Source organism: Flavobacteriaceae bacterium (assembly GCA_014075215.1).
Lineage (GTDB): Bacteria > Bacteroidota > Bacteroidia > Flavobacteriales > Flavobacteriaceae > Polaribacter.
The window spans coordinates 3,997,298-4,021,072 of record CP046177.1 but is presented as its reverse complement, the minus strand read 5'-3'; the positions used below and the strand labels follow the sequence as shown (position 1 = coordinate 4,021,072).

The 23,775-nt window shown below is 32.6% G+C and carries 23 protein-coding genes and 3 pseudogenes; 11 read left to right on the top strand and 15 right to left on the bottom strand.

Translation table 11 applies throughout. The annotated features are described in order from the left end of the window. Positions 1–58 precede the first annotated feature (58 nt). The gene (locus GKR88_19985) at positions 59–262 is read left to right on the top strand and encodes a hypothetical protein (protein ID QMU66340.1); all 204 of its coding nucleotides are present in this window, start codon (positions 59–61) and stop codon (positions 260–262) included. A 55-nt stretch (positions 263–317) separates the two neighbouring features. Here GKR88_19985 and GKR88_19980 read toward each other — a convergent pair whose 3' ends face one another. Both GKR88_19980 and kdsA read right to left on the bottom strand, forming a co-directional pair. Further along, positions 318–1,268, bottom strand: coding sequence for a transglutaminase (locus tag GKR88_19980; protein ID QMU66339.1), 951 nt, complete (start codon positions 1,266–1,268; stop codon positions 318–320). Between the two features lie 39 nt (positions 1,269–1,307). Continuing rightward, positions 1,308–2,126, bottom strand: coding sequence for a 3-deoxy-8-phosphooctulonate synthase (gene kdsA / locus GKR88_19975; GenBank protein QMU66338.1), 819 nt, complete (start codon positions 2,124–2,126; stop codon positions 1,308–1,310). A gap of 236 nt (positions 2,127–2,362) precedes the next feature. On the opposite strand from kdsA, the gene GKR88_19970 reads away from it, so the two are divergent. The 6 genes and pseudogenes from GKR88_19970 to GKR88_19945 all read left to right on the top strand — a co-directional run bounded on the left by GKR88_19970 (position 2,363) and on the right by GKR88_19945 (position 6,331). After that, positions 2,363–3,310, top strand: a complete 948-nt coding sequence (locus tag GKR88_19970; protein QMU66337.1) for a M20/M25/M40 family metallo-hydrolase — start codon at positions 2,363–2,365, stop codon at positions 3,308–3,310. Between the two features lies 1 nt (position 3,311). Continuing rightward, entirely contained in the window at positions 3,312–3,830 is a 519-nt protein-coding gene (locus GKR88_19965) for a DUF4136 domain-containing protein (GenBank protein QMU66336.1), read from the top strand. A gap of 2 nt (positions 3,831–3,832) precedes the next feature. Further along, complete coding sequence (locus GKR88_19960) at positions 3,833–4,183, top strand: RNA methyltransferase (protein ID QMU66335.1); 351 nt, start codon at positions 3,833–3,835, stop codon at positions 4,181–4,183. Between the two features lie 149 nt (positions 4,184–4,332). Then, positions 4,333–4,539, top strand: a pseudogene (locus GKR88_19955) (IS110 family transposase). Positions 4,540–5,192: 653 nt separating this feature from the next. Continuing rightward, positions 5,193–5,390 (top strand): transposase, encoded by a 198-nt coding sequence (locus tag GKR88_19950; GenBank protein QMU66334.1) that lies wholly within the window; start codon positions 5,193–5,195, stop codon positions 5,388–5,390. Between the two features lie 74 nt (positions 5,391–5,464). Continuing rightward, positions 5,465–6,331: an IS3 family transposase gene (locus tag GKR88_19945; protein ID QMU66333.1), complete on the top strand. Its 867-nt coding sequence runs from the start codon at positions 5,465–5,467 to the stop codon at positions 6,329–6,331. 158 nt (positions 6,332–6,489) lie between these two features. Here GKR88_19945 and GKR88_19940 read toward each other — a convergent pair whose 3' ends face one another. The 8 genes from GKR88_19940 to GKR88_19905 all read right to left on the bottom strand — a co-directional run bounded on the left by GKR88_19940 (position 6,490) and on the right by GKR88_19905 (position 14,395). Continuing rightward, a complete protein-coding gene (locus GKR88_19940; protein ID QMU66332.1) occupies positions 6,490–9,150 on the bottom strand; it encodes a TonB-dependent receptor in 2,661 nt (886 codons plus the stop codon). Continuing rightward, positions 9,137–10,060: an IS1595 family transposase gene (locus GKR88_19935; protein QMU66331.1), complete on the bottom strand. Its 924-nt coding sequence runs from the start codon at positions 10,058–10,060 to the stop codon at positions 9,137–9,139. Before GKR88_19935 ends, GKR88_19940 begins: the two co-directional genes overlap by 14 nt. Before the next feature lie 71 nt (positions 10,061–10,131). Next, positions 10,132–10,899: a GLPGLI family protein gene (locus GKR88_19930; protein QMU66330.1), complete on the bottom strand. Its 768-nt coding sequence runs from the start codon at positions 10,897–10,899 to the stop codon at positions 10,132–10,134. 284 nt (positions 10,900–11,183) lie between these two features. After that, on the bottom strand, positions 11,184–11,492 hold the full coding sequence (locus GKR88_19925) for a hypothetical protein (protein QMU66329.1): 309 nt from the start codon (positions 11,490–11,492) through the stop codon (positions 11,184–11,186). Between the two features lie 335 nt (positions 11,493–11,827). Further along, complete coding sequence (locus GKR88_19920) at positions 11,828–12,715, bottom strand: M48 family metalloprotease (protein ID QMU66328.1); 888 nt, start codon at positions 12,713–12,715, stop codon at positions 11,828–11,830. 573 nt (positions 12,716–13,288) lie between these two features. Then, positions 13,289–13,963 carry a hypothetical protein gene (locus GKR88_19915; GenBank protein ID QMU66327.1) on the bottom strand — a complete coding sequence of 225 codons (675 nt, stop codon included), beginning with the start codon at positions 13,961–13,963 and terminating at the stop codon, positions 13,289–13,291. Positions 13,964–14,063: 100 nt separating this feature from the next. Continuing rightward, positions 14,064–14,213 carry a hypothetical protein gene (locus GKR88_19910; GenBank protein QMU66326.1) on the bottom strand — a complete coding sequence of 50 codons (150 nt, stop codon included), beginning with the start codon at positions 14,211–14,213 and terminating at the stop codon, positions 14,064–14,066. A 41-nt stretch (positions 14,214–14,254) separates the two neighbouring features. Next, complete coding sequence (locus tag GKR88_19905) at positions 14,255–14,395, bottom strand: hypothetical protein (GenBank protein ID QMU66325.1); 141 nt, start codon at positions 14,393–14,395, stop codon at positions 14,255–14,257. Between the two features lie 849 nt (positions 14,396–15,244). Here GKR88_19905 and GKR88_19900 point away from each other — a divergent pair. Further along, on the top strand, positions 15,245–16,597 hold the full coding sequence (locus GKR88_19900; protein ID QMU66324.1) for a peptidoglycan synthetase: 1,353 nt from the start codon (positions 15,245–15,247) through the stop codon (positions 16,595–16,597). Here the strand turns inward: GKR88_19900 and GKR88_19895 are convergent. The 3 genes from GKR88_19895 to GKR88_19885 are packed head-to-tail and all read right to left on the bottom strand — an operon-like array spanning position 16,594 to position 19,996. After that, entirely contained in the window at positions 16,594–17,652 is a 1,059-nt protein-coding gene (locus tag GKR88_19895; GenBank protein QMU66323.1) for a hypothetical protein, read from the bottom strand. The genes GKR88_19900 and GKR88_19895 overlap by 4 nt on opposite strands. Next, positions 17,642–18,775 carry a hypothetical protein gene (locus GKR88_19890; GenBank protein QMU66322.1) on the bottom strand — a complete coding sequence of 378 codons (1,134 nt, stop codon included), beginning with the start codon at positions 18,773–18,775 and terminating at the stop codon, positions 17,642–17,644. Before GKR88_19890 ends, GKR88_19895 begins: the two co-directional genes overlap by 11 nt. A 9-nt stretch (positions 18,776–18,784) precedes the next feature. Further along, the gene (locus GKR88_19885; protein ID QMU66321.1) at positions 18,785–19,996 is read right to left on the bottom strand and encodes an FAD-dependent oxidoreductase; all 1,212 of its coding nucleotides are present in this window, start codon (positions 19,994–19,996) and stop codon (positions 18,785–18,787) included. 212 nt (positions 19,997–20,208) lie between these two features. Between GKR88_19885 and GKR88_19880 the strand changes: the two are divergent. Beyond that, positions 20,209–20,486 (top strand): annotated as a pseudogene (locus tag GKR88_19880) (hypothetical protein). A gap of 225 nt (positions 20,487–20,711) precedes the next feature. Here the strand turns inward: GKR88_19880 and GKR88_19875 are convergent. Further along, positions 20,712–21,431 (bottom strand): hypothetical protein, encoded by a 720-nt coding sequence (locus tag GKR88_19875; protein QMU66320.1) that lies wholly within the window; start codon positions 21,429–21,431, stop codon positions 20,712–20,714. 667 nt (positions 21,432–22,098) lie between these two features. Between GKR88_19875 and GKR88_19870 the strand changes: the two genes are divergently transcribed. Further along, positions 22,099–22,536, top strand: coding sequence for a hypothetical protein (locus GKR88_19870; protein QMU66319.1), 438 nt, complete (start codon positions 22,099–22,101; stop codon positions 22,534–22,536). A gap of 87 nt (positions 22,537–22,623) precedes the next feature. Continuing rightward, a complete protein-coding gene (locus GKR88_19865; protein QMU66318.1) occupies positions 22,624–23,163 on the top strand; it encodes a hypothetical protein in 540 nt (179 codons plus the stop codon). Between the two features lie 198 nt (positions 23,164–23,361). On the opposite strand, the pseudogene GKR88_19860 reads toward GKR88_19865, so the two are convergent. Continuing rightward, positions 23,362–23,706: pseudogene (locus tag GKR88_19860) on the bottom strand (transposase). Positions 23,707–23,775 lie beyond the last annotated feature (69 nt).

Below are 23,775 nucleotides of genomic sequence, written 5' to 3'. Positions count from 1 at the left end.
TTTTGTTTCATAAAATAGATATTGATATGAACTGGGTTTTTTGACTATAAAATCGACAATGCTGCCCGGAACAGATTTTGGTTTTAAAGAAACGGAATTGTTTTTTAGAATTGCTTTTGTAGATTTTGATGGTGAAAAAATACTGGAATCATATCAAAAAAACACATGTATTGATGAAGATTTTATTAAAAAAACTGTCCGAATATTTTTAAAGGAACACAAAGTATACGGGAATGTGTTACTACTCTTAAATAAATTTTAAGCAATTTGTTTTTTCAATACCGCCTCAAGTTTGAAATTGCTTCAAAATAGCAAAATTAGATAACTACTTTATATTCTAAAATAATACCGTTGTTCATATATAAATACAATTCGGTATTTGCATAAGGAGCTGGAATAATCAACGTCGCATTTTTCCCTTCATATGTTATTTTAGGTTTTTTAGAATAACGTTCCCCTTTAAAATGATATCTGAGTGCTATGTTTGGAAGTAGGTTCTCTAACTTCAAAATAATGACGTTATGTTTAGGAGCAATGATTCCTTCGGTAGGACTTTTTAACCTAAGGTTGAAATCTAACAGTTGTTGATGATAAATCGGTTGATTGTAAAAATCACCTAAAGCACTATAATTTAAAAGCAATTGCCATTTTTTATCGGAAGGAAAATGAGTAAGTGCAATTTTATCTTTAGGAATATTAAAAAAATAATTGCTAAATGCTTTTTTCCACTTACCGTTTAGTACATAACCGGCTGCCCAAGTTGCATCAATGAGTATCCATTTGTTTTGAATTTTAACCACATTCCAGGCATGATTTGTGTCTTTTGGTATTTTGGCAATTTCATCAGCTGAATTCTTTACATACCCTTTAAGAACAATAGCTTCTATGTCCAGTAAATCACATAGTTTTTTTAAAGATTGGGCATATTCTTCACAAACACCTGTTTTGGTTGTAAAAGCTTTATTTACAATTTGATCTCTTATTTTTTGTAATGCAATTTGCCGTTCTTTTTCATTTGAATAACTATATCTTACAGTCCTTTGATTGTGAAAATAATAATCCATACTGTATCTGATATTATTCGTTATCCATTTAAAGGAAGCTCTTACTTTATCAATATCCGAGGAAAAATCACTAGAAATTCTGGCTGCTAATTGTTGTGGAGCTCTGTATCTGGGATATGTTTTTACAATACTGTCTACCCGGGAAAAGTTTTGAGCAAAAACTTGTATGGAAAATAATGCGAAAAAAAAAACTAATTTTTTCATATACTACAAGAAAACAATTTTAGAAAACAAAAATTGTGCCTATAATGAATTTATTGTTTTTCTTATGGCAATTAAGTTTTTAAGTAAGCTTTCAAGGTAATCCAAATGCAACATATTGGCTCCATCACTTTTAGCATTCGGAGGGTCAAAATGACTTTCAATAAACAAACCGTCTACATTATTTACCACTCCGGCACGGGCAATCGTTTCTATCATATCCGGCCTGCCGCCTGTAACCCCGGAGACTTGATTTGGCTGCTGTAACGAGTGTGTAACATCCAGTACGGTAGGAGCAAAAGTTCTCATTTCGGGAATTCCTCTAAAATCCACAATCATATCCTGATAGCCAAACATGGTACCCCTGTCTGTTATCATTACCTGATGATTACCGGAATCAGTAACTTTTTTGACAGCATGTTTCATAGCAGAGGGACTCATAAATTGCCCTTTTTTCAGATTTACGGCTTTCCCTGTATTTGCCGCTGCAACTACTAAATCTGTTTGCCGGACTAAGAAAGCAGGAATTTGTATCACGTCGACATACTCAGCTGCCAGATTGGCGTCGGATATTTCATGAATATCGGTAACTGTAGGAATATGAAATGTTGTTGAAACTTTTTGCAAGATTTTTAAGGCTTTTTTATCACCAATTCCGGTAAAGCTATCAATTCTACTTCTATTAGCCTTTTTAAAACTTCCTTTAAAGATAAACGGAATCTCAAGCTTGTGGGTAATTGCTGCTATTTTTTCCGCAATTTTTAATGCCATGCTTTCACTTTCTATAGCACAAGGGCCGGCAAGTAAAAAAAAATGATTGGCATCTGTATTTTTTATATTAGAAATTTTTGATAAATCCATCTGAAAAATTTTAACAAAAGTACAAAATAATTATTGCCAGGGTTTGGTATCTTTAACCCTGGTTATACATTAGAACTTCTTAATAAAGGCTGAAAGTGTAGTAAAATATGACGTTTTCTGAAATGTAAAGTACAACTACGGTACAGTAAAGCGATATATTTTGAAACGATTTCAAACGATAATAGATTTTCTAATGCATTCTTTGAGTTTAAACAAATTCTAAATATATTTTAATAATGAATCGGATAAAATTTTTAGTATTATCAGCTATTTTGACAGTATTTTCCATACAAACTTCTGCTCAGCATTTGACGCAAATTGATACTGCAACCGTAAGAAAGCACTTATATATGTTGGCTTCCGATGATATGGAAGGAAGAAAATCAGGAACAAGAGGCATAGAAAAAGCAGCATCATATATTGAAAATGAGTTTAAAAAAATAGGACTTACTACATATGATACACTAACAACATTTAGACAGCATTTTGACTTTAGAGGAATTAACATGTTTAATGTAATAGGCGTGTTGGAAGGCAGGTCTAAAAAGGATGAATATGTCATTATTTCCGCACATTATGACCATCTGGGAACTAAGAAAAGCGGTGAAGGAGATATCATTTTTAACGGAGCAAATGACAATGCATCGGGTGTTACAGGTGTTCTGACATTGGCAGCCTATTTTGCAAATAAAAAACAAAATGAGCGTACCATTGTTTTTGTTGCATTTACTGCCGAAGAAATGGGACTTATAGGGTCTAAATATTTTGGAAAAGGAATAGATGCGAATAAATTTGTTGCCGGAATCAACCTCGAAATGATTGGTAAGGAACCCAAAACAGGAACTAAAACAGCTTGGCTAACCGGCTTTGATCGGTCGGATTTTGGAAAAATCATTCAGAAAAACTTAAAAGGTACGGGATATACATTGTTTCCGGATCCGTATGTAAAGTACAATTTGTTTTTTAGGTCAGATAACGCTTCTTTAGCCAGATTGGGAGTGCCCTCGCACACTTTTTCCACAACCCCGATAGACATAGACAAGGATTATCACCAGGTTTCTGATGAAGCAGAAACATTAGACGTATCTGTTATTACGGAAACCATAAAAGCAGTAGCTAAAGGAACGGAAAGTATTATTAACGGGAAAGATACTCCTACCAGAGTAATTATTAAAAAGGAATAAAATGGAAATTTACAGGTGGATCGTTCTTTTGTCTGTTTTGGGGTGTACTTCCGGTAAAGTAGTATATGATTACGATGTAAAAACGGATTTTAAAAAGTTTAAAACATTTAATTTTTATGACGATGTAGGAGGAGGTCTAAACGAATTAGATATTAAAAGAGCAACAGTCATTATAGAAAAACAGTTGGTTGACAGAGGCTTTCAAAAATCCGAAACACCTGATTTTTTAATTAATTTTATATCAAATAGAACCGAATCGACGGATACGAATAATGTAGGAATTGGTGTTGGCGGAGGCAACCGTGTTGGCTTTGGAATTTCAGGAGGCATTGCTATTGGAGCTAAGAAGGAATATGAAGAATTTATCGTAGAATTTGTAAATACGGAAAACAATCAACTTTTCTGGCAGGGTATTTCCAGTAAGAAGGTCAAAGTAAAAATGAGTCCTGAAGAAAAAGAACGCTACAGACAACTTATCGTAGAAAAAATTTTTGAAAAATACCCACCCTCTCAAAAATAAGTATGGCATATAACGAGTTTTTAACGGATAGGGTTTCACAATTTTTTCTGGAAAAAAACGTCTCTTTTAAAATAGAAAAGATGATGGGAGGTTTGTGTTTCATGGTAGATGGAAAAATGTGTGTGGGTATCGTTAGAGATGAAATAATGGCCAGAATTGATCCGGATATCTATACGGCATCTTTGCTGAAACCCGGTTGTAAAGAAATGAATTTTACGGGTAGGCCTATAAAAGGTTTTGTATTCTTAACTGATGAAGCTACGGATTTGGATGTCCATTTACATTATTGGTTGCAGCTGGCGCTGGATTTTAATCCAAAAGCGAAAGCTAGTAAAAAAAGAAAAAAGCGGTAAAATAATGAATTTAAAACAATCCATTTTTGTATTTTTTAATTACAGTTAGTATTTGGTTGCGATACCTCTTGATTATCAATAACGGTAGATAAGTAAGCTCTTGGGTCTACAACATTGAAGTTATTTTTATAGCTCTAAATTGAACTTCTACCATGAGAGCTCATCGATTGGTCAGAAGCTATTTTATAGAAGCCTCTTGACAGGTCATACGAACAGACCCTGTCATGCAAGCGTATTATCGAAAGCATCCGGGCAAGAATGTAAAGACCATCATCATCAAAGTAGCCCGAAAGCTCAGTAGAACCTTGGCAGTAATCAAAACAGAAACTCCATATGAAATAGGAATTATAGAATAATAATAATAACAAGTAAAATAGATAACAAAGCTCACAAAATAATCAAAACCTGTATCACAAAACAATGTAGATGACCATTTAGGATCACATAGTTTTAGCAAGTGGACAGGTTTATCATAATTTATAATCATACAGATGCTGGTGACCACGCCATGGGCGAGGATCACATATAGGATGCCGAGCAAGTTATGTGGTATTGAAGTATTGATAATCCTACGGAGTTATCAACAATTCAACACCTTAAAATCATCATCATGAACTAAACAAAAAAAGAAATATTATCTTTGAAGAACTGAGCTAGTGCTTTTCATAGGACACCTTGTTATGGGCTTTTTAATTACCAAATATCAACAATAATACAACTATAATGACTATAATAATAAAAATCCACTTTATTATTTTCCAAAGTATTCGTCCAACATCCCAAATTTTCAGATGAGTGATTTGCAGAGTAATTACTAGTTTGAGTGTTTTTTTTATTTGACCAACTTTATATTATGAGCGTATTTTCATTTTAGAACATATTTTTGTACACATCAAATTACATTTAGTTTAAGCCTTTAACCCTTATTATGCTTATACGTTGTTTATAATTCCCCCCAAAAATCGGACAGTAATTTAAGTTAGATTTTTAATTATAAATTTACTGTATCATGAGTAGAAGAAGATTCACATCAGAGTTTAAATTCAAGGTGTTTTTAGAATCCTTGAGCGAGCGTTATACGATTCAAGAGTTGGGTCGTAAATATGAGATCCATCCAACCCAAATTACCAATTGGAAGGCTCAATTTTTAAAAAATGGTCAAGCTGTATTTGATCGTCCGGTAAAGGATTCAAAAACAGAGTCATAAGAGAAAGAAGATCGTTATTTAAAGAAGATCGGTCAGCAAAAGATGGAGATTGATTTTTTAAAGAAAGCCTTGTCATGAATAAGAGTTCAAAACAGCGTAAAGAACAGGTTGACAAGGCAAGTAAGCTGTCTATTGTAAAGCAATGTGATTTATTACAAATTCATCGTAGTAGTGTGTATTACATTCCAAAGGGAGAGAGTTCATTGAATCTGGAGATCATGAGATTGATAGATGAGGAGCATCTGCTTCACCCATGGCTTGGAGTTCCTCGTATAACTACTTGGCTCAATATGGATAAGGGTTATAAGATCAACAAAAAGCGCATAGAACGCCTTTACAGACTCATGGGGTTGTCTGCCGTTGGCCCCAATCCTAATACTTCCAAAAGAGGTAAAGGGGCTTTGCATAGAATCTATAAGTACCTGTTGAGTAAGTTAAAGATTAGACATTCCAATCAAGTGTGGGCAATGGATATTACCTACATTCCAGTTCAGGGAGGGTATTTGTATTTATGTGCTATTATAGACCTTTACAGTCGTTATGTAGTGGGTTGGTCATTATCCAACACGATGACAAGTAACCGGTGCAGAGAAACCTTACAAGAGGCTATTGAAAAACATGGAAAACCAGAGATTCTCAATACAGATAAGGGGAGTCAGTTTACTGCCTATGAGTTCTGCCATTGGGTAACTCATCCTGATAGAGCCATCAAGCTCAGTATGGATGGTAAAGGAAGAGCTATTGATAATATTTTCATTGAACGATTATGGCGTAGTGTCAAATACGAACATGTATATTTGTTTCCAGCTAGTGACGGTAGAGAATGTTATAGAGGTTTAAAGGAGTATTTCGAGTATTACAATACACAAAGAATACATCAAAGTATCGGTAATCAACATCCTCAAACCATTTATCAACAAACCCTAAAAATAGCAGCATGAGATATGATGATACTTTGGGGAGTTATTCACAAAAAATGAGAGTTATCAGTCTCCTCCCGGACCCCCCTCTTTCAACATCATTATCTCATTTAAGTTTTAATAAAATCTGTCCTATCAATGGGGAATTATAGTTGGTAGCCGTTTTCATTCGTTATTCGTTAAAATCGATATTCCATTTTTAAAAGCACAAATCTTGGTAATAATCTGTATTCAGTTGTTGTTGTTCCAATATCGCTTATTGCAAAGTTTCTAAATGTATTGGTGTTTAGTAAGTTTCTACCTGAAAGCATCAATGTTAGTTTATTTTCCTTAATGGTATATCTTGTATCAAAATCTAAAAAATAATAGGTATTGTCAGTATTTAGATTTCCAAAAAAATAGCGTTCAGAGTTTATATCAATATTCAGTTTTTCATTAAAAGTAAAAGTTACATCCAAAAAACTCATGTTGTCTGTAAATTCATTTTTCGAGGTGGTTTTTATTTTGTTTGTTAGCCATTTGCTTCCTAAATGGAAGTTGAAAATTCCGTCAAAAGCTGTTCTGTATTCAAAACCATAATTATAATTTATGGAATTGACTTCTCGTAATTCGGAATCATTTACTATGTTCTTAAATTCCGGTTGTGTGTAACCTAATTTTAATTTCAAATTGCTTTGTAATTTCTTAAAAAAATAATCCAAAAAAGAATTGGCAGTAAACAATTCTCGGTTTTTTATAACAATGGTTTCTGACTGAGTAACGTTTTGACTGATTTGTGAATTGGTAGAAAAAAAATCGTGGTTTTTAGTATATGCAAAAGTTGTGTTAGTAAAAAATCGGTCTGACCAATTTCCTAATTGGTAGTTAAAAAACAAAGCCGATGCATCTAACTGATTAAATTCACCAGTACCAACTATAAAATTTCTAAAACCTCTCAACACAAAATTATCATAAACATTGATTATATCTGCATTAGTTCTGTTTTGTCTATAAGTTGTGCGAATTCGGTTTTTTGAGTTAATTTCCCAATCTATACCTAAACTTGAATTGATAAAAAACGGTTGTTGTGTTTCGGTTTGGTTATTTTGTTCGAGCAAATTGAATAGCTGATGAAAAGCAAGATTACCAATTAATGTTATTTTATTTAAATTGTATTGGTATTTTCCTTTAGCATATAAATTATTTACAGTATAAGTTACGTTATTCTGATAACCCTGTGGATTATCAATTAAGGTTTCATCTTCTAAAAGAGAAAATTGACTAATTAGAATATCTTGTCTGTAAGCATTACCAAGTTTTAGTTCTAAAAGGTTTTTACTTTTCTTTCGGTCTAAAAGATGAACTTCAAAACCAGCAAAGGTTATTTTTTGGTCTAAGGTTTGTCTAACGTTATTGGCATTATTGTTTGGAAACAAATTCTCATATAAAAACTGATTGACAGTATAGTTTTGTGGTGCTTTTTCATTTATAAATCGCCCAGTAAGTAGCAGTACTTTTTTTTCCTTAAATTTATTGGTATAACTTAATTTTTGGTCAAACAACTCAACGGGATTTTCTAAATTTTCAATTGTTGATTGACCATTAAAAAGCAAATCTGAATTGCTTTGAAAATCTGCGTTTTGATATTTAGTTGTCGCTTCCAGCATTTGAGATTCTGAAATGTTGTAGGTCAAATCCATTTTTCCAAACCCAATTCTATTTTTGCGTTGAAGTTGATAATCTTGGTTATTTGTAAAATTTAAATCATTAATTGAAACATGATCAACCCTATCACGAAAAAAGTCCGGTTCATCCCAATTAAAAAATCCCAAGGTTTTTATTTTTAATTTTTTGGTTGGGTTAAAAATAGCACTCAACGAAGCCATTTCTGCGTTGTTAAAGGTGGTTCTACTTCGTTTAAAATTTGGCGGACTTGCTGATAACGAGATTAAAGATGAAATACTTTGATCATCGCCAATACTGGCAGGCTCATTAAAACGTATTGGTCTTATGAGATGATTGATATCACCCGTGGCATCATAACCTATATTGTTGAGATTGGTTAAAAAATAATACTTATTCTTTTTTCCAAAGTTCATCAAATTACCTTTGGCATAATATCTATCTTCATTAGAAAACGCACCGTAACCTAAAGTCATATTTCCAAACCAAATACGCTTGGCATCTTCGTCTAATTTTAAATTGAGTGCTACTCGTTCACTTTCCTCTATGTCTTTTAATAAGCGGTTATTTGAATAGTTTTGCAACAACTCAATTTTATCAATAGGTTGAGCAGGCATATTTTTAGTAAGAATTTTGTAACCACGTTCTAATAAATCATCTCCTTCAATCATTACTTTTTCTACTTCTTGACTGCCAACTTTTATTGTGCCATCTTGCTCGATGGTTAAACCCGGAATTTTCTTGAGCAAATCTTCAACTACTTCTTCGTTACCTTGTGCAAAGGATTTTGCATTGAAAACAAGAGTATCTTTTCTTTGAGTTATATCCAGTTCGGCTCTAATAATAACTTCATCTAAATCAATAGGTTTTGTTTCGAGTATTATATCTATTTTTATTTCTTTTTGTCCCTCAATTAAGATTATAACCTTTTTATCCTTATAGCCAAGTGATGTAAATTCTACTGTAAAATATCCTTTTTTATTAGTCTCTAATTTATACTTGCCGTATTCGTTAGTATAGGAATAATCAATATAAGTGTTAATACTGTCTTTTAAAATTACACTTCCACCATAAATCACAGTATAACCACCTGTAACTTTACCAATGATTTTAGTTTGTGAATAACAAAAAAAGGATGAGAGAAATATAGTTAATATAAATTGATTACCCACTTTTATACCAGTATTGATGAGTGACAGCTACTACCAGTCTATCAAATAGTCTTTCAGCGAAATAGCGTCTGTTGAGTTTATAGCAGAACTCGTCAAGATAATTCTGCAAATATTTTCCTTTAATTTTATGGTAAATACCTAACAGAGTGCGTTTTGCATTACTTATGGCTATATGCACCGATTTTAGTGTGGTAATAGTGGTTTCTTTATTTGATTTTTCAGTAATGTGTACTTCCACATAATCACCTATGTCTACATAAGACGTGCTTTTGTCGCTAAAAACAATGCATGTATCATCAAAATTACTATCAATAAGCGTGTTGACTTCTTCTTTTTTATGAGTATCCAAAACTTTCATTTTAAAATAACGACATTGTTTGGATTGTTTCCCAGTCTTTAAATCTTCTAAAGGTACAGACTCTGCCATTACCGCTACGTTAGATTGTTTTTGACTGCCTCTGCCTCTTTTAAGCTTTTGTCTGTCGGATTCTTTTGTTGCCACAGTAAAGTAATCTTGATCAAACTCAATCATATCTTCAAGGTCGTATAAATTATCTCGTTTTCCCATAGCCGAACGTATTCTGTGCATAAGAGACCATATAGTGGTATAACGTGTATGGTTGAGCTGACGTTGTAATTCGGCAGCAGAAATACCTTTTTTACTAAAAGTCATAAATGCCATAGCGAGATACCAAGTACGAATAGGTAAATTGGAGTTCTCCATCATAGTACCGCTGCGTAGAGTAGTTCTAAAACCACAATAAGAACATTGCCACATCCATTTAGACTTTAACCAATAGTGCTTTTTTGATTGACATTTTTTGCAAATGACTCCTTCTTTTGAACGAGCCAACTTCATATGTGATTTACAGGAAAACTCATCTGGAAATTGTTCAATAAAATGTAGTAAATTCATAATTCTAAACTTTATATTAAGATACGAATTTTTAAATTAGTGGCATAATTAAGTGTAATCAATTAATATAATTACTTTATACATTCATCAGTGTTAATTTCTAAATTTTCTTTATTACCTACCTTTGTTAATTTTAACCTACCAGCCCCACGTCCCATTTTTGATTCAATTATTCTCTTAAATTCTAGTGCATCATCACAACGCTTGTTTAAAAATTCATTGTATGAAATGGGATTCGTTAAGTTTATTTTTGTTAAAACTTTTTCTGTGTTTTCTGTTTTATTATTCATTTTTATTTCACTTGCATAAGCTCTATAGACGCCCTTATCGCCGTATATTTCCAATATTAAACCAGGTAAACCACTGAATTTTCTAGGTCCGTAATCAACAGGTATTTTACTTGTAAACCAAACAGTATATCTTCGCCCTCTAAATTCAATTGTGGCTTTAGAACATTCATAATTTCCAATTATTCTTTTTTCTTTATGAATTTTCCAATTTAGATTTAAAGAGTCGTCTTTGACAGTATATTGATTTAAGGCTGTCTTTGAATTATAAAACACTTCTTTTTTATTCAATTTTTTGTAATAGAACGGTGGATCTGATGATCTTTGAGGTATGAATTTTGAAAATTTACCATCTGAATTAGTTTCTGTTTGAGTTGAATTTCCACTAAATAGATAAATTGAATGGTTTTTATTGAAATACAATTCGTAATTAGAATTTACATTACCTAATGTACTTTTAAAGGTTTCTTGATATAAAACTACACCATTTATAGACGTTTGAGCCTTAATCCCTATAAACAGAAACAAGGCTATTATATTTAAAATTTTCATAATATTAATTTGTGTTTAAAAACTGTCTAAAAGGGATGAAAACTTATTGCATTTAGAATTTATAAAGTGCAAATTTTCATAGTGGTTGAATTCAAGCAAATAAAATCAACTTATGACTTTTAGACAGTTTTTTGAATTCAATAGCCCGTAGAGTTTTTATAAATATTTGATAATCAATAAGTTGAATTTTAATCTTCATTAATTTAAAACATTGATAATCAGTTATTTATATTAATTTTAAAAACTCAAAACCAAAAACTCTACGGAGTACTGTGAATTAATTCTTAAAAATAATACCATTCCATTTGCATATCTACTTCACAGCCTTCATCGTAATATTCGAATTCAGCGAGAATTTCTTTTGTGTCTTTATCAAAAATAGTAACATAACTTGTGCAACCTAAAAGTCCTAAATCAATCGTTAATGTTTTAACTGTAAAGTTCTCATATGAAATCATTGAACTTTCAAAGCCCGCACTTAATAATTCAGTAACATTTTCTGAATTCACATCTAAGTTGCTTTCCACATTTGTTGATGCAAAGCCAACTGAACTAATTAGCATAAAACCTAAAGCAAAAAATACATTTTTCATTGTAAAAAAAAATTAATGCTCCATTAAGGTCTTGAGCGGTTAGGGTTCGGCCTTTCGATAGTCATTCAATGCAACATTTTGTTTACTTCTCTCGGTTCAATCTCTTCTAAGTGAGTGGCTTTGGTCATTTCATAGTATGACTCTTTTTTTTCTGAACCGCTAATTTTTAACGCAATGTTTCTCTCAAATGGCTACCAACGGTCTAGTATAAGAATAGTAGCGGATTTTGAAGACCGAACTTTTCAGTTAAACACAGACCTTTTTTATATTTACTTACTTTCGTTTTAGCGATAAAACCGCTATTATTTTTATACATTGTTGGCATTTCGTTATTTTTAGTAACGAGGCATAGTTCTAAAAAGATTATGTTTGGTTTCATTATCTAAATCGTTAATGTATTTGTCAAATTGTCCAGGAAATTCTTTGCTTGCATACGCTAATAAATTCAAGTATCTATTAACTAAATGAGGATGTGAAGAAAAAGCTCTGGCTAAAAACGAAAAAAACGAGTTATTTTCTAAATATTTTCCTTGATTTAGAATCCCTTTAAAATTTATATTTAACTGTAAATCGTTACCTACCATTAATTTATTGAATGCAATAAGAGATTGTTCAACATTTTGTGTCATCATCATTCCTATATTATCACCAGTGTATTGAGTAGCTCTTTCGTAGAGCAAAAGAAACAAGTTAAATACTTTAATTTTTTCTACATTTTCAAAAATCAATCTCAACATAGTAGTTTTAAAATGTTTTGCTCTTAATGCTCCTATAAATCGAGCAATAACCCATTTCATTTGAACTAGTTTGTCTTTACTGGATATCATATCTTTAACTAATTCAGAGTTTAATACAATAAATCTTGTTTTAAAGAATTTAGCAAGAAAAGCATTTACTGAACCCTCCTCTACTATGTAAATTTGAATCTCTTTATTGTACGATAATTCTTCTTTAACCTCTTTGTAAATATTAAATATTTCGGGAAAATTATGAATAGAAACTTTAACAGAATTACCTATGAGATTCATCTTTGCTATGCTGAGAGAAAACCAAACAAAAAATATAATTAGTCCAATGTAAATTAATATTAACCCAAAGGAAGCAATTGTTAGTATTAACCCGAATAAAGCAATTGGAATTCCAATTATCATAGCTAAGTTAAAACGATTCCCTTCTTTTGGATAAGTTGCTTTCTTTAATTTTTCTGTAGTTATTATTCCCATTGTGTCTGTTTTAATGAATGCCAACTTGTTTATATACAGAACTTTCTTCCTCTTATTCTGCCATTATGGTGGTATATGCAGAAGTTTTGATTGTTTTTATGTTTTTTAGCTTTCGTCATAAAAATAAGAGAATTTTAAAATTTACCTGATGTAAAAGTAATACAATTTCGAATACTTGTCAATAACAGAAAACAATGAAATTTTCACCTCAAGGAAAACAGTGATACCATTTTAACATCTAAGGGCCGGCCATATATAATAGTAAACATAAATGATACCGCACAATGTTCGGATGTATCTTCTTTAGGCTTTACGGCAAATATCTTTTTTCGGGTAGTGCTCCGATTATACCAAAATGAATACTAAAGTGGTCTAAAGATGGTGTGAGGAAAATTTCAAAGTTCGAGTTAAAAAACACAGGCTTAGCTACGCCGAGTATTTTTAGTGATGAAATTTGAAATTTTCATAGCGAGATTGGACTATTTTATACCAGTAATTTCAAGTGATAAATGGTATTAGCTATATAAAACCTAAGCAGTCCGGACCTTGGCAGGGTGTACGACAAATTTCCGTTTAAGCTACTTTTTTGCATAACCGTTCAATTTGATTCCATCTTTTGCTTTTGTAAGCCACTCTAAGCTGGACCATTTGCTGTAATCCTTTTTTAGTCCACCTTTGCCCTGAGAGTTTGAGGCGTTTTTGTAACACATCTTTATGTGCTGATTCAATAGCTCCTGATCCAATAATGAGCCCTTTTTCTTTAAAGAGATGATACTGCATTCGTTTTTGATGATTTGTATAATAACCAATCAATTGCCTTAGTTTCTCTGTCTTTTCCAGGAGTTTATTAAGTGATTTAATAACAGGAGATATTCCTTTATTGAGCATTACTTCACTTTGTTTTTCTATCCACTTATCTCTATAATTCTTGTCTTTAAAGTATTTCTTGGCAAATTCACATAAATGTTCTTTAGCATGGAAAAAGTCCACAATCTGTTCACAGTCAGGATAGGTATCTTCCACCCAGTTCCATATCCATCTAGCACCGTTAGCTATGAAGACTTTGTTTTTGATATTTTCAATACAGTATTCCATCTTAGGTAGAAAATCTTTGCTGCTACCTAAGTGAGCCACATAATATGAACTGAGTAATTCACACCTATCTTTAGAGACTTCCATTAAATCTTCGTGTTTGTAGATACGACCTAGTTTGATTTCTTTCCAATCTTCTTCTCTTGTATAATACATACTCCCGTCAACGCTGACATAGTGACGCTTTTCTGATTCCTCTGGTAAAACCTCTTGATAACCTTTGACTTCTATACTATCAAGCTGTTCTTGTTCTAAGCTATTTCCGTAATGGTGGCCAGATACGTTCTATCTGTTTGGCATTGACACTTGCTCCTGTAAGATTGTTAATCACTTCTTCTGCATCTTTGAACACCAAATGTTGGCCTGTGTAGCACATCGTCTCTTGCGCATAACTACTTATGGACATATGGGGCGGACTTTGCGCCAGGATATGAATCTTTTCAATATCTATTTTTCCAAATCGGGTTTGAAGTTTTTTTTAACGTTTTTATCCTTGGGAACTTCACCAACAGATAATTGTAATATTTCTTGCTCTACTTTTTGCATCATATCTGCATAGGTCGACTCATAATCGTATCCGCTTTTCATCCGGGCAGGGCTAGATTCTCATGCTGTCAAATACTTCTCTAATATTGCTGTAGCTTGTTGTTTAAAATCCATCGGTGTTTGTTCACAAATTACAACTTTTTATAGATTTACGGAAATTTGTCGTGCACCCATTGTTAGCGTAAACAAGCCTAGATAATTTATTTCTTATATGCAAAAAAATAGTTGTCATATCGTTATTTTATAGCCTGCAGCTATTAAACAGGGAATTTTTATACGCTTTTCGGCTTGAGATTATTGTTAAAGACTCAGGTAATTGAATTATTATTTATTAGGTCTACCCAGTTAAGTCGCGTTAACTCATTTTCCATTTCATTGGAAGTCTTATGAGTATTGGTCTAGAGTTTAAATGATCAAAATTTTAAAGACTAAACTTACAACTTATTATCAGTTATTTGAGAACTAAATGGGTAGCCCGATTATTTATTTAAATGATAGATTTTATCTATAGTAGTATAAGCATAATCTATTCATTATCGGAAGCTTAAAAATCACTGAGCCTGTTGTGGGTTTGTTTTATAAGCAGGAGGTAAGATATTTACATTTATCATACTTTTGATTGGTTTAAGTGTAATTGCCATACCTGCAGGCATTATATCTTCTGCATTAACAGAGGGCCATTAAAAAAACAAAAGAGTAAATTTGTGAGATCTTTACAGAATTGATTTGGCAAAAAAGTTCGACGCCCGAAGAAAATTTTGAACCGGAATAACCTGGCGGTTTTGAGGATTTAAAATTTTCGAGAAGGAAGAAATTTGAAGTCAAATCAATTTTAATACAGAATATATTACTATTTTGCAAAGGTTCTCTTTGTGTTTTAAACTTCAGTAAATGAACATCCATTTTATTGCGATAGGAGGTAGTGCCATGCATAATCTGGCAATAGCATTGCATCTTAAAGGGTATCAGATAACAGGTAGTGATGACATGATACATGAGCCTTCAAAATCCAGGTTGGAGAAATATGGTTTGCTACCGGAAAAATTTGGCTGGTTTCCCGAGAATATCTCTTTGGAGTTAGATAGTATTATTTTGGGGATGCATGCCAAAAAAAACAATCCGGAATTAGTAAAAGCGCAAGAATTAGGAGTAAAAATATATAGCTATCCGGAGTTTTTATACGAACAGTCCAAAGACAAAACCAGAGTAGTCATCGGTGGATCTCATGGTAAAACAACGATCACTTCTATGGTGTTACATATATTGAATTATCACGGCAAAGAAGTAGATTATATGGTAGGTGCACAACTGGATGGTTTTGAAACGATGGTGTGTCTGACCAAAGAAAATGACTTTATGGTTTTGGAAGGCGATGAATATTTAAGTTCAACGATTGACAGAAGGCCTAAATTTCACTTATATAAACCCAATATTGCTTTGCTGAGCGGAATTGCCTGGGATCATATCAATGTATTTCCAACTTTTGAAAATTACACGGAACAGTTTCGCATATTTGTAGATTCTCTAACACCCGGTGGAATTATGGTATATAATGAAGAAGATCCGATTGTGAAAGATATGGTAGCACATTCTGAACATCCGGTAAAAAAATATCCTTATAGAACACCAAAGCATTTTATAGAAAACAATACTACCTATATCGATACTTCCGAAGGCGCAATACCTTTGGAAATTTTTGGAGAACACAATATTCAAAATTTGGCAGGCGCCAAATGGATTTGCCAACATATGGGTATTGACGAAGATGACTTTTACGAGGCAATTACAAGTTTTACGGGAGCGAGTAAAAGACTGGAAAAAATAGCCGAAACTACATCTTCGGTTATTTTTAAAGATTTTGCACACAGTCCAAGTAAGGTAAAGGCAACCACGATGGCTCTTAAGAAACAATACCCTCAAAAAACACTCATAGCGTGTTTGGAATTACACACGTATAGTAGCCTGAATGCCAAATTTTTAAAGGAATATAAAGACACTTTGGACGCAGCAACCGCCGCGGTTGTTTTTTATTCGCCCGATGCCCTGAAAATAAAGCAGTTAGAAGAAATTACACCTGGTCAAATTGCGGACGCGTTTAAGCGAGATGACTTAATTATTTATACGAATTCCGATGCTTTTAAAGAATTTCTTTTCCGGCAAAGTTTAGAAGAAAAAGTAATTGTATTCATGAGTTCCGGAAATTACGGAGGTTTGGATTTTGAAGAGGTGAAAAAACGAATTTAGCGCTTAAAAATTAAATGTAGTAGATGCTTTCTCATATTTTTATTTACAAAAGCTAATTTCAGTTTTCGTAACCTTGATTTGTTTTCAAAATAGAAATTCCAGATTTTTTTGTTGGCATTCATTTTTTTAGGAAAATCTAAGAATTTTATTTGATGCTTTATAAATGTCGCTGCCTTTTTATTGTTGACAAAATGAATAGAAGAAATGTGATTAAAGATATAAGAAGAGCTTGCCAAAAAAGTATTTAGAATAGTAAAATGTCGGTTGTATTTTTTTATTGCCTGTAGTGTATTTGTTTTCTTTGATAAAAGAAATAGATCGTAATTGTTTCTGAGGGAGATGGTTTTATACCAATAGCCATAATCACTGGCCTGTTTGTTAAAAATGGTGTGTAACACCTGGTGGTCATAATTTAAAACATAACTATTTTCTGCTGTTTTTGAAATGTTATTTTTTACTGTTTCATAAGTAAAACTTTTATCGTACGGAGGTTTTAAAATTCGAAAGTGTATTTCAACTGCAGCTATTTTATTTTCATGAACCAACCTGGGGTAGTGATTTCCTATTTTTACAGTATTCAACAGGTGATCTTTATTAGTATACCCATTCTTTTTTAAAATTTGTATGGTATCTTCATACACTTCGGGAGAAACTATAAAATCGATATCGCCTACCATCCTTTCTGAAATTTCTTCATAAAACCCTTGCAACAAAAATGCAGTTCCTTTTAAAAAAACAGGATGTATATTATTTTCTTTTAACAGAAAATCAAGCTGTTTTGCTTGTTGAATAATTTGCAGGTTTCTTTCATTATTTAAGGTTATAATGTGCTTCATATAGGCAACCAGATCTTCAGGTAAGAATTGTAAAAGTTCTTTACGTTTTAAATTACAATACAGTGCAGGAAAAACAAAATGTGCAGTGCTTACCTTTACTATCGCATCCCAATCTACCGAGCCTTTAACTATTTTATCTTTCACAATAAGAAAGTTTTTATCTTCTAAAGAAATAGTCAGACATTTTGCCACAAAGAATAGGGTTTCTTTATAAGACATTTTTAAATAATTTGGAAACTTCCGAGATCATTCTGTCATTGTCGGAATACATAATTTCATAACAGGGAATTTCGGAATACCAATCTAAAAATGCCTTTACATTTTCTGATAATGGTGATAACCACGAATCTGGAATCAGCTTTTCAAAAGCTATGGTGTTGGAAATTTTATTTACATTACACTGGATATTTTGATCGTATTTGATAAACACAAAACCCTTACATGGAACTTTACGAATTGATTTTTTATTTTTAAGTGGCAAAAAACGAACTATTTTGTTGAGTCTTTTAAAATGATATTCTGCACTATTTTCCAACTCAGGATATAAAGATAATAAGGTGTTCAGACTATTTTTCTTTATCGAAATTGCCGCAGGAAAAGAATAGATATCCTGTTGTAAAGCACTTACGGGCACAAAATCGTCTGCAATGCAATCAAAACCATTTGCCTGTAGCAAAGCCAAAGAAGTACTTTTTCCATTTCCCGAATCTCCCAAAAAAAGCACCCCGTTTTTGCCGTCTGAAACTGCAGAAGCATGGAAAACACCTAACCAGTCTTCTCCGGGTTTATGATGTATATGCTGTACTATCTGCATAGAGATTTTTCCTTGAAAATAATGAATATCATCATAACACCAACTACCAATATATGTATTGCCTACATACAAAAAAGTAGTCCCATGGCTATTAAATACATGATAATTGAAGTTGTATTTTTGAGACTTGGGAATTTCCAAATATGCAAATTTGGGGTGGACTAAAGATAATTCTAACTCACTGGAAAAATCTACCTTAAAAACAATATCGTGAATCCTGTAATAATTTGTATACTCAAACTCTTTAGGAATTGTGATATTCTTAAACCGGTTGAGGATTACTTCTTTTTTTTCCTGATTTGGAATAAGTATATTTTTTTTAATATCTAAAATAAAATCAGTGGCTTTTTCTTTAGGTATTTCTAACACTTCAGCCAATTCTTTTGCTATGATATTCAATGCGATTCCATTAGATAGCTTTTTTAAAATTTCAGCAAGAATGACTTCTACTACCAGATATTGGTTTGAATTTTCAAACCATACGATCGTTTTTTTCTCAATATTTTTAAAAAGAATTTGTGTGTTCAATGGAGTGTTTTATTTGACCCAACGATCTTTAAATCTTAAATAATAAACTTGTAATATGCGCTTGAGTAACTGCTTAAATTTAAAATGAAACAGTACATCAATTAAATCATTTATATCAGTACTTTTATGAAAATAATGAATTCTTTTTTCTATTTGCGTATCTGTAAATTTCCCATACATTCTTCTGCTGGAAACCTCACTAATTTGCCATTTTAAGAGGTGCTTTTTTCGCCAAATTTTTCTATACTGTTTAAAATCAGCACTGCCTTTTTGTAAATACGTATCCATATACGTAGCAGCTAAAGAAGCATTTTGCATGGCATATTTGATGCCCTCTCCGCCTAATGGATTTACGGTAGACACGGCATCTCCCACGGCAATTACTTTATTTTTGTAGAACGTATCTCGTATACCGGGACTATACCTTAAAGTACCGCCATGTACATCTATTAGTGTATAATCATCGGCTTTTATGTATTCTTTAATGATTTTTTCAGTAAGTTTCTTTGTTGTTTTTGTCGTCTTTTCTTCATCTTTAGCTTGAATATGAACCTTTCCCGAACCCACTTTTAAAATCCTGTTTTCCATTGGAAAAATCCAGGAATACCCTTTTAAAGCCCATTTATGACCTAGAAAAAACACCAGCGATTCTTTGTATTTGTCATATATTTTTTGAGATACCTCAATCACATATTCTATACCGCTTCCATATACCATTTTGGGTTGCGCTTCTTTAGAATCGAACATCACTTTTCTTAAAGGCCCTGTGGCATCTACTAACAATTTTGTTTTTAATCGGATGATTTCCGAAGACTCGGTATTTTTAAATTCGGCGATAATACCATCATCTGCCATCGTTTTTTTTGTATAACGATATCCCATTAAAACATAGCCACCGTTCTTAAGAGTTTCATCAGCAAGAAATTGACGCAATCGTCCAAAATCCAACACAACCCCTTTTCTTTGATCTCCTTTCCAGTGATATAAGTTTTTAGAACATTGTATCCTTAAATGACTCCAATAAGCTCCAATCACACTTTTAGGGATGCCAAACTCCTCTAACGGACCTAGTGTCATCCCTGCACTCGAGAAATTATTCTCCTCAAAACTTTTATATCGTTCTACTAAAAGTGTTTTATGTCCTTTAGCTGATAATTCTCTTGCACACTGCCCCCCTCCGGGTCCACCCCCTATAACAATAACATCATATTCTTTTAACATGAACTTCAATTCATTTTTAAAGCAGTAAAGATAGTAGTTTTGGATCTTTCATGTATAGTAAATTATATAGAGTACGTGTCCGGGTCTTTTACTACTCCGGACACAGCCGGACGCAGGTGTGCTACTTCAGCAATCTCTTGTGCATTGAGATTTCCGAAAGCAATATGGCATTACAGGATAAGTCCATGAAAGTTACCTGAACGTCTACTACCGAACTTTCCTATGCTAAGGAATTAGAAAAATAAGTGAAAAATGGACAATTACTGAAATCATTGATTTCATGGATTTGGTTGATGACTTTGTCAAAAAGCTAGAGTCTGGAATTATAGAAGGAAAGGTATCTGAAAAAAGTAATTTACGATCATTTGTGATTTCCAAGCAAACTATTTTATATTTTGATTATTTTGAAGACATTAAAACTATTGAATTGTTGCTATTTTGGAATAATAATGATGATCCTAAAGTGTTAAAGAAGCTTCTGAAAATATAGTATTATTCTTATTATTTAGCTCAGGATAAAGAGCTTTAATAAGTAAGTTACAATCATACTTTACAATTTAAAATTGGTATAACACTAGTATAAAATTGGTAGTATCTCCAACCGTAAAGTTTTGAACACTTAAAGTAGTATCAGAATATATCCCCTCTCCATTTATTATTTTCTTTGTCTCTGTAACTATTCTTTTAACTTTTTTAGCATCTTTCATTCCATTACTTAAAGACTTACTTTCTTTCTACCAGTTGCTCCTTTAAACTTACCCGTAATACCTTTTAATGCATTGATTACTTCTTCCGGAATTTCAATGTCATCTTCCGGGTGGTTAGATCTGGTATTCAGACCGCCGCTTCCGCTTGCTTTGCCTTTTATTACAAAACCGGAACCTATACGATCTACAGCCGTACCTTTAAAATCTGATCCTAAATTACTCCACCACCTTGAAAAACTCCATCGGTAACACATACATTGCCAATTGAAATATCTATTTTCATGTATTTTGCCCTGCTCATCATAATAAGTTCCTGAACTTTCATCATAATAAACATCGCCGATATAAGTAGCACCGTATAAACCTAAATCATCCACATCTTTTTGGTTATTAATATTAGGATCATAAACAATATTACCACGTCCATCATTATAATATCCTGTTTGTGGCCCATATTCTCTTGGGGTCATACCATCCGGATATATAAAATAAATAGGATTATCAAATGCGTAGTTATAAGGACAGTGTCCAAACATTAATTCTGTTAGCGGATCCAAGTTCACCCAACGTCCCAAAGCAAGGTCGTAATTGCGAGCCGTAATATCATACCAGTTTAAACCCAGTTCTTCATTGCACTCTTTTCCTCCAAACATTCTTTTTTCTGCAACACTGTTTCTACTGGAATTTACCACATTGTTAAATCCACGTATTTTGAGCCCAAATGGCATGTAGTGATTCTCCCGGATAATCTCATTTTTGATATATCCCCAGAATCATCGGTATCCGTATAGGATAGTCGAACATTGCCCAAGTGGTCTTTGTACCGATAGACATACTTTAAATTCTCCTAACTCATGTTTTACATAACTCTCAAGAGTACTAAAAAATTGCAACACTCCATTCTCATAAATGTAATTCACCTAATAACAATTTTTACATTTCATAGTACTTATTTTTCAGGTGCTAATTTAGGACATAAAGCAATACAAAACCTAGTTTTTACAGGCTTTAACAAATTTTATGATTTCAAAGAACCTTAGATACTGCTCTAAAAAGAGTAGTATTTAATACTTAACGTATTGATTTTTAGTGACTTTTTAAAATCATTTACTAAAAGTGCTTTTTTAGGACACCATCCTATATAAGTTATGAAATTATCTACTGATCTCTATAAGTTTTTTATGAAAATGCCGTGTTTCTTCAAATTTTTGACCTACATAGTCATAGGTTTTTACTAACTTGTCTTTCCAATTACTGAGTTTTGTATCCAAAATAGTTTTGTTGAATTAACATTAAGATACTGAATATCAATAATCTAAACAAGTTTATTGCGCTGAAATTCAACAATTTAAACTTGTTTTTTTATCATAATTCTCAACCCTTGATTCGCATTATATGCCTTTAAATAAAATTAAACCGTTAAATCCTGTAAAAATTAAAAAAATCTCTCCCATATATGATCTGATTAAGTTGGGGAGGTTAAAATTCTTAGTGTACAGTGCTTTGTCTTATACATTGGGAATGACATTATGCTTATATGCTGATATAGAAAATATTAATTTAAACAGTTATATTTTAGGTTTGGTATTGGTATGGTCCATTCATTTGATGACCCATTATTGTAATGAGTATTATGATTTGGAAGCAGATAAAGCAAATCTTTCATTTACAAAATGGACAGGCGGGAGTAGAGTTTTGGCTAATGGGGATTTAAATCCAAATATGAGTATTTCTGCAGCGTATTTACTGCTTTTTTTAACGACGGCGTTAGGCTTATTTCTTCCCAACTTTGGCTCTAAATTGATCTTATTTGGAGGTTTATTTTTGGGGTGATTTTATACCGCTCCTCCTTTTTCTTTCAATTATAGAAAGCTAAGTGAATTATCGGTTGCTATTATATTAGTTTATTTAGTGCCTTCGATGGGGTTTGTTATTCAAAGTGGTTTTATTTATTTGCCTGTATTTTTTATGCTAGCTCCATCTTTTGTAGTCCAATTTGCGAGAATGATGATCATGAACTTGTGTGATTATGAGAGTGATTTGATCGTGAATAAAAGAACCTTAGTTGTTGGATTAGGTCCAAAAAGAACTATTTTGATTTACGGTTTTAGTCATATTTTTTCTTATTCATTTCTTATTATAATTTACCTTTTGGGATATATTTCTTTGGAGATAGTACTAACTACACTATGTACACTCCCTATTTCAATTTGGCAGTATAAAAGAATTAAAAAGGGAGGGTATAAGGGTAAAATTGCAAATAGTATTGTTTTTTGGGCATCTACACATAGCGTTTTGATGATTTTGGCAGTATATTTAGGAATTATTCTTGAAATGTGGTTCAGTAATTATTTTAGAATTGGAAGAAACCCAAATTTATTTGTTTTTTGTGCCATCCTTCCATTTATATACCTTATCGTGATGTTGAAGCAAATTATAATTCCCTCCACCCATAGGTGAAACGCAAATATCGACAACCTTTTTTTATGGTCATAAAAAGTTTAAACCACTTCAATTGTCCTTAAAAGTATGCCCATGAGCAAGTAGTTATAAGATATTAGGAAATAAGGTTCTACCTTGTCCCTATTTGTTTTTTCATTTTGTTTGGTTAAAATTCTGCGGTAGTAGTTCAGTTAGTTTAGAGACCTTATAGTCCTGTATGACTTGGAGTACATAGTGTAGCCATTGGTATGGGTTGATATTGTGTTTTTTGCAGGTGGCGAAAAAGGAATAGATCATGGCTGCATTTTGCGCAGCCTTGTGTGATCCTGCAAAGAGGTAATTCTTTCTCCCCAGTGCCACAGGTCTGATAGCGTTTTCTACCAGATTGTTGTCAATCTCCAAAGCACCATCATGTAGGTAGGCAATCAGATTGCCCCATCTGGTAAGACAATATGCCATGGCTTTTCCTATTGCAGATTTAGGAAGTGTGTTTTTATACTCACCGGCAATCCATTTTTCTGGCTGATTACAAATAGGTAGTGCCTGTTCCAATCGGAGCTGATGTCTTTGTGTATAATCTAGCTTTTCGTTCAATCCCATAGAGCTGTTGGAGCCATACAAAAAGTACGG

Bases quoted from the DNA above. Each gene is read 5' to 3' on its own strand.
- GKR88_19985 (QMU66340.1), top strand. From the start codon at position 59: ATGCTGCCCGGAACAGATTTTGGTTTTAAAGAAACGGAATTGTTTTTT.
- GKR88_19980 (QMU66339.1), bottom strand. From the start codon at position 1,268: ATGAAAAAATTAGTTTTTTTTTTCGCATTATTTTCCATACAAGTTTTT.
- kdsA (QMU66338.1), bottom strand. From the start codon at position 2,126: ATGGATTTATCAAAAATTTCTAATATAAAAAATACAGATGCCAATCAT.
- GKR88_19970 (QMU66337.1), top strand. From the start codon at position 2,363: ATGAATCGGATAAAATTTTTAGTATTATCAGCTATTTTGACAGTATTT.
- GKR88_19965 (QMU66336.1), top strand. From the start codon at position 3,312: ATGGAAATTTACAGGTGGATCGTTCTTTTGTCTGTTTTGGGGTGTACT.
- GKR88_19960 (QMU66335.1), top strand. From the start codon at position 3,833: ATGGCATATAACGAGTTTTTAACGGATAGGGTTTCACAATTTTTTCTG.
- GKR88_19950 (QMU66334.1), top strand. From the start codon at position 5,193: ATGAGTAGAAGAAGATTCACATCAGAGTTTAAATTCAAGGTGTTTTTA.
- GKR88_19945 (QMU66333.1), top strand. From the start codon at position 5,465: ATGAATAAGAGTTCAAAACAGCGTAAAGAACAGGTTGACAAGGCAAGT.
- GKR88_19935 (QMU66331.1), bottom strand. From the start codon at position 10,060: ATGAATTTACTACATTTTATTGAACAATTTCCAGATGAGTTTTCCTGT.
- GKR88_19930 (QMU66330.1), bottom strand. From the start codon at position 10,899: ATGAAAATTTTAAATATAATAGCCTTGTTTCTGTTTATAGGGATTAAG.
- GKR88_19925 (QMU66329.1), bottom strand. From the start codon at position 11,492: ATGAAAAATGTATTTTTTGCTTTAGGTTTTATGCTAATTAGTTCAGTT.
- GKR88_19920 (QMU66328.1), bottom strand. From the start codon at position 12,715: ATGGGAATAATAACTACAGAAAAATTAAAGAAAGCAACTTATCCAAAA.
- GKR88_19915 (QMU66327.1), bottom strand. From the start codon at position 13,963: ATGTATTATACAAGAGAAGAAGATTGGAAAGAAATCAAACTAGGTCGT.
- GKR88_19910 (QMU66326.1), bottom strand. From the start codon at position 14,213: ATGTCCATAAGTAGTTATGCGCAAGAGACGATGTGCTACACAGGCCAA.
- GKR88_19905 (QMU66325.1), bottom strand. From the start codon at position 14,395: ATGAAAAGCGGATACGATTATGAGTCGACCTATGCAGATATGATGCAA.
- GKR88_19900 (QMU66324.1), top strand. From the start codon at position 15,245: ATGAACATCCATTTTATTGCGATAGGAGGTAGTGCCATGCATAATCTG.
- GKR88_19895 (QMU66323.1), bottom strand. From the start codon at position 17,652: ATGTCTTATAAAGAAACCCTATTCTTTGTGGCAAAATGTCTGACTATT.
- GKR88_19885 (QMU66321.1), bottom strand. From the start codon at position 19,996: ATGTTAAAAGAATATGATGTTATTGTTATAGGGGGTGGACCCGGAGGG.
- GKR88_19875 (QMU66320.1), bottom strand. From the start codon at position 21,431: ATGCCATTTGGGCTCAAAATACGTGGATTTAACAATGTGGTAAATTCC.
- GKR88_19870 (QMU66319.1), top strand. From the start codon at position 22,099: ATGCCTTTAAATAAAATTAAACCGTTAAATCCTGTAAAAATTAAAAAA.
- GKR88_19865 (QMU66318.1), top strand. From the start codon at position 22,624: ATGGGGTTTGTTATTCAAAGTGGTTTTATTTATTTGCCTGTATTTTTT.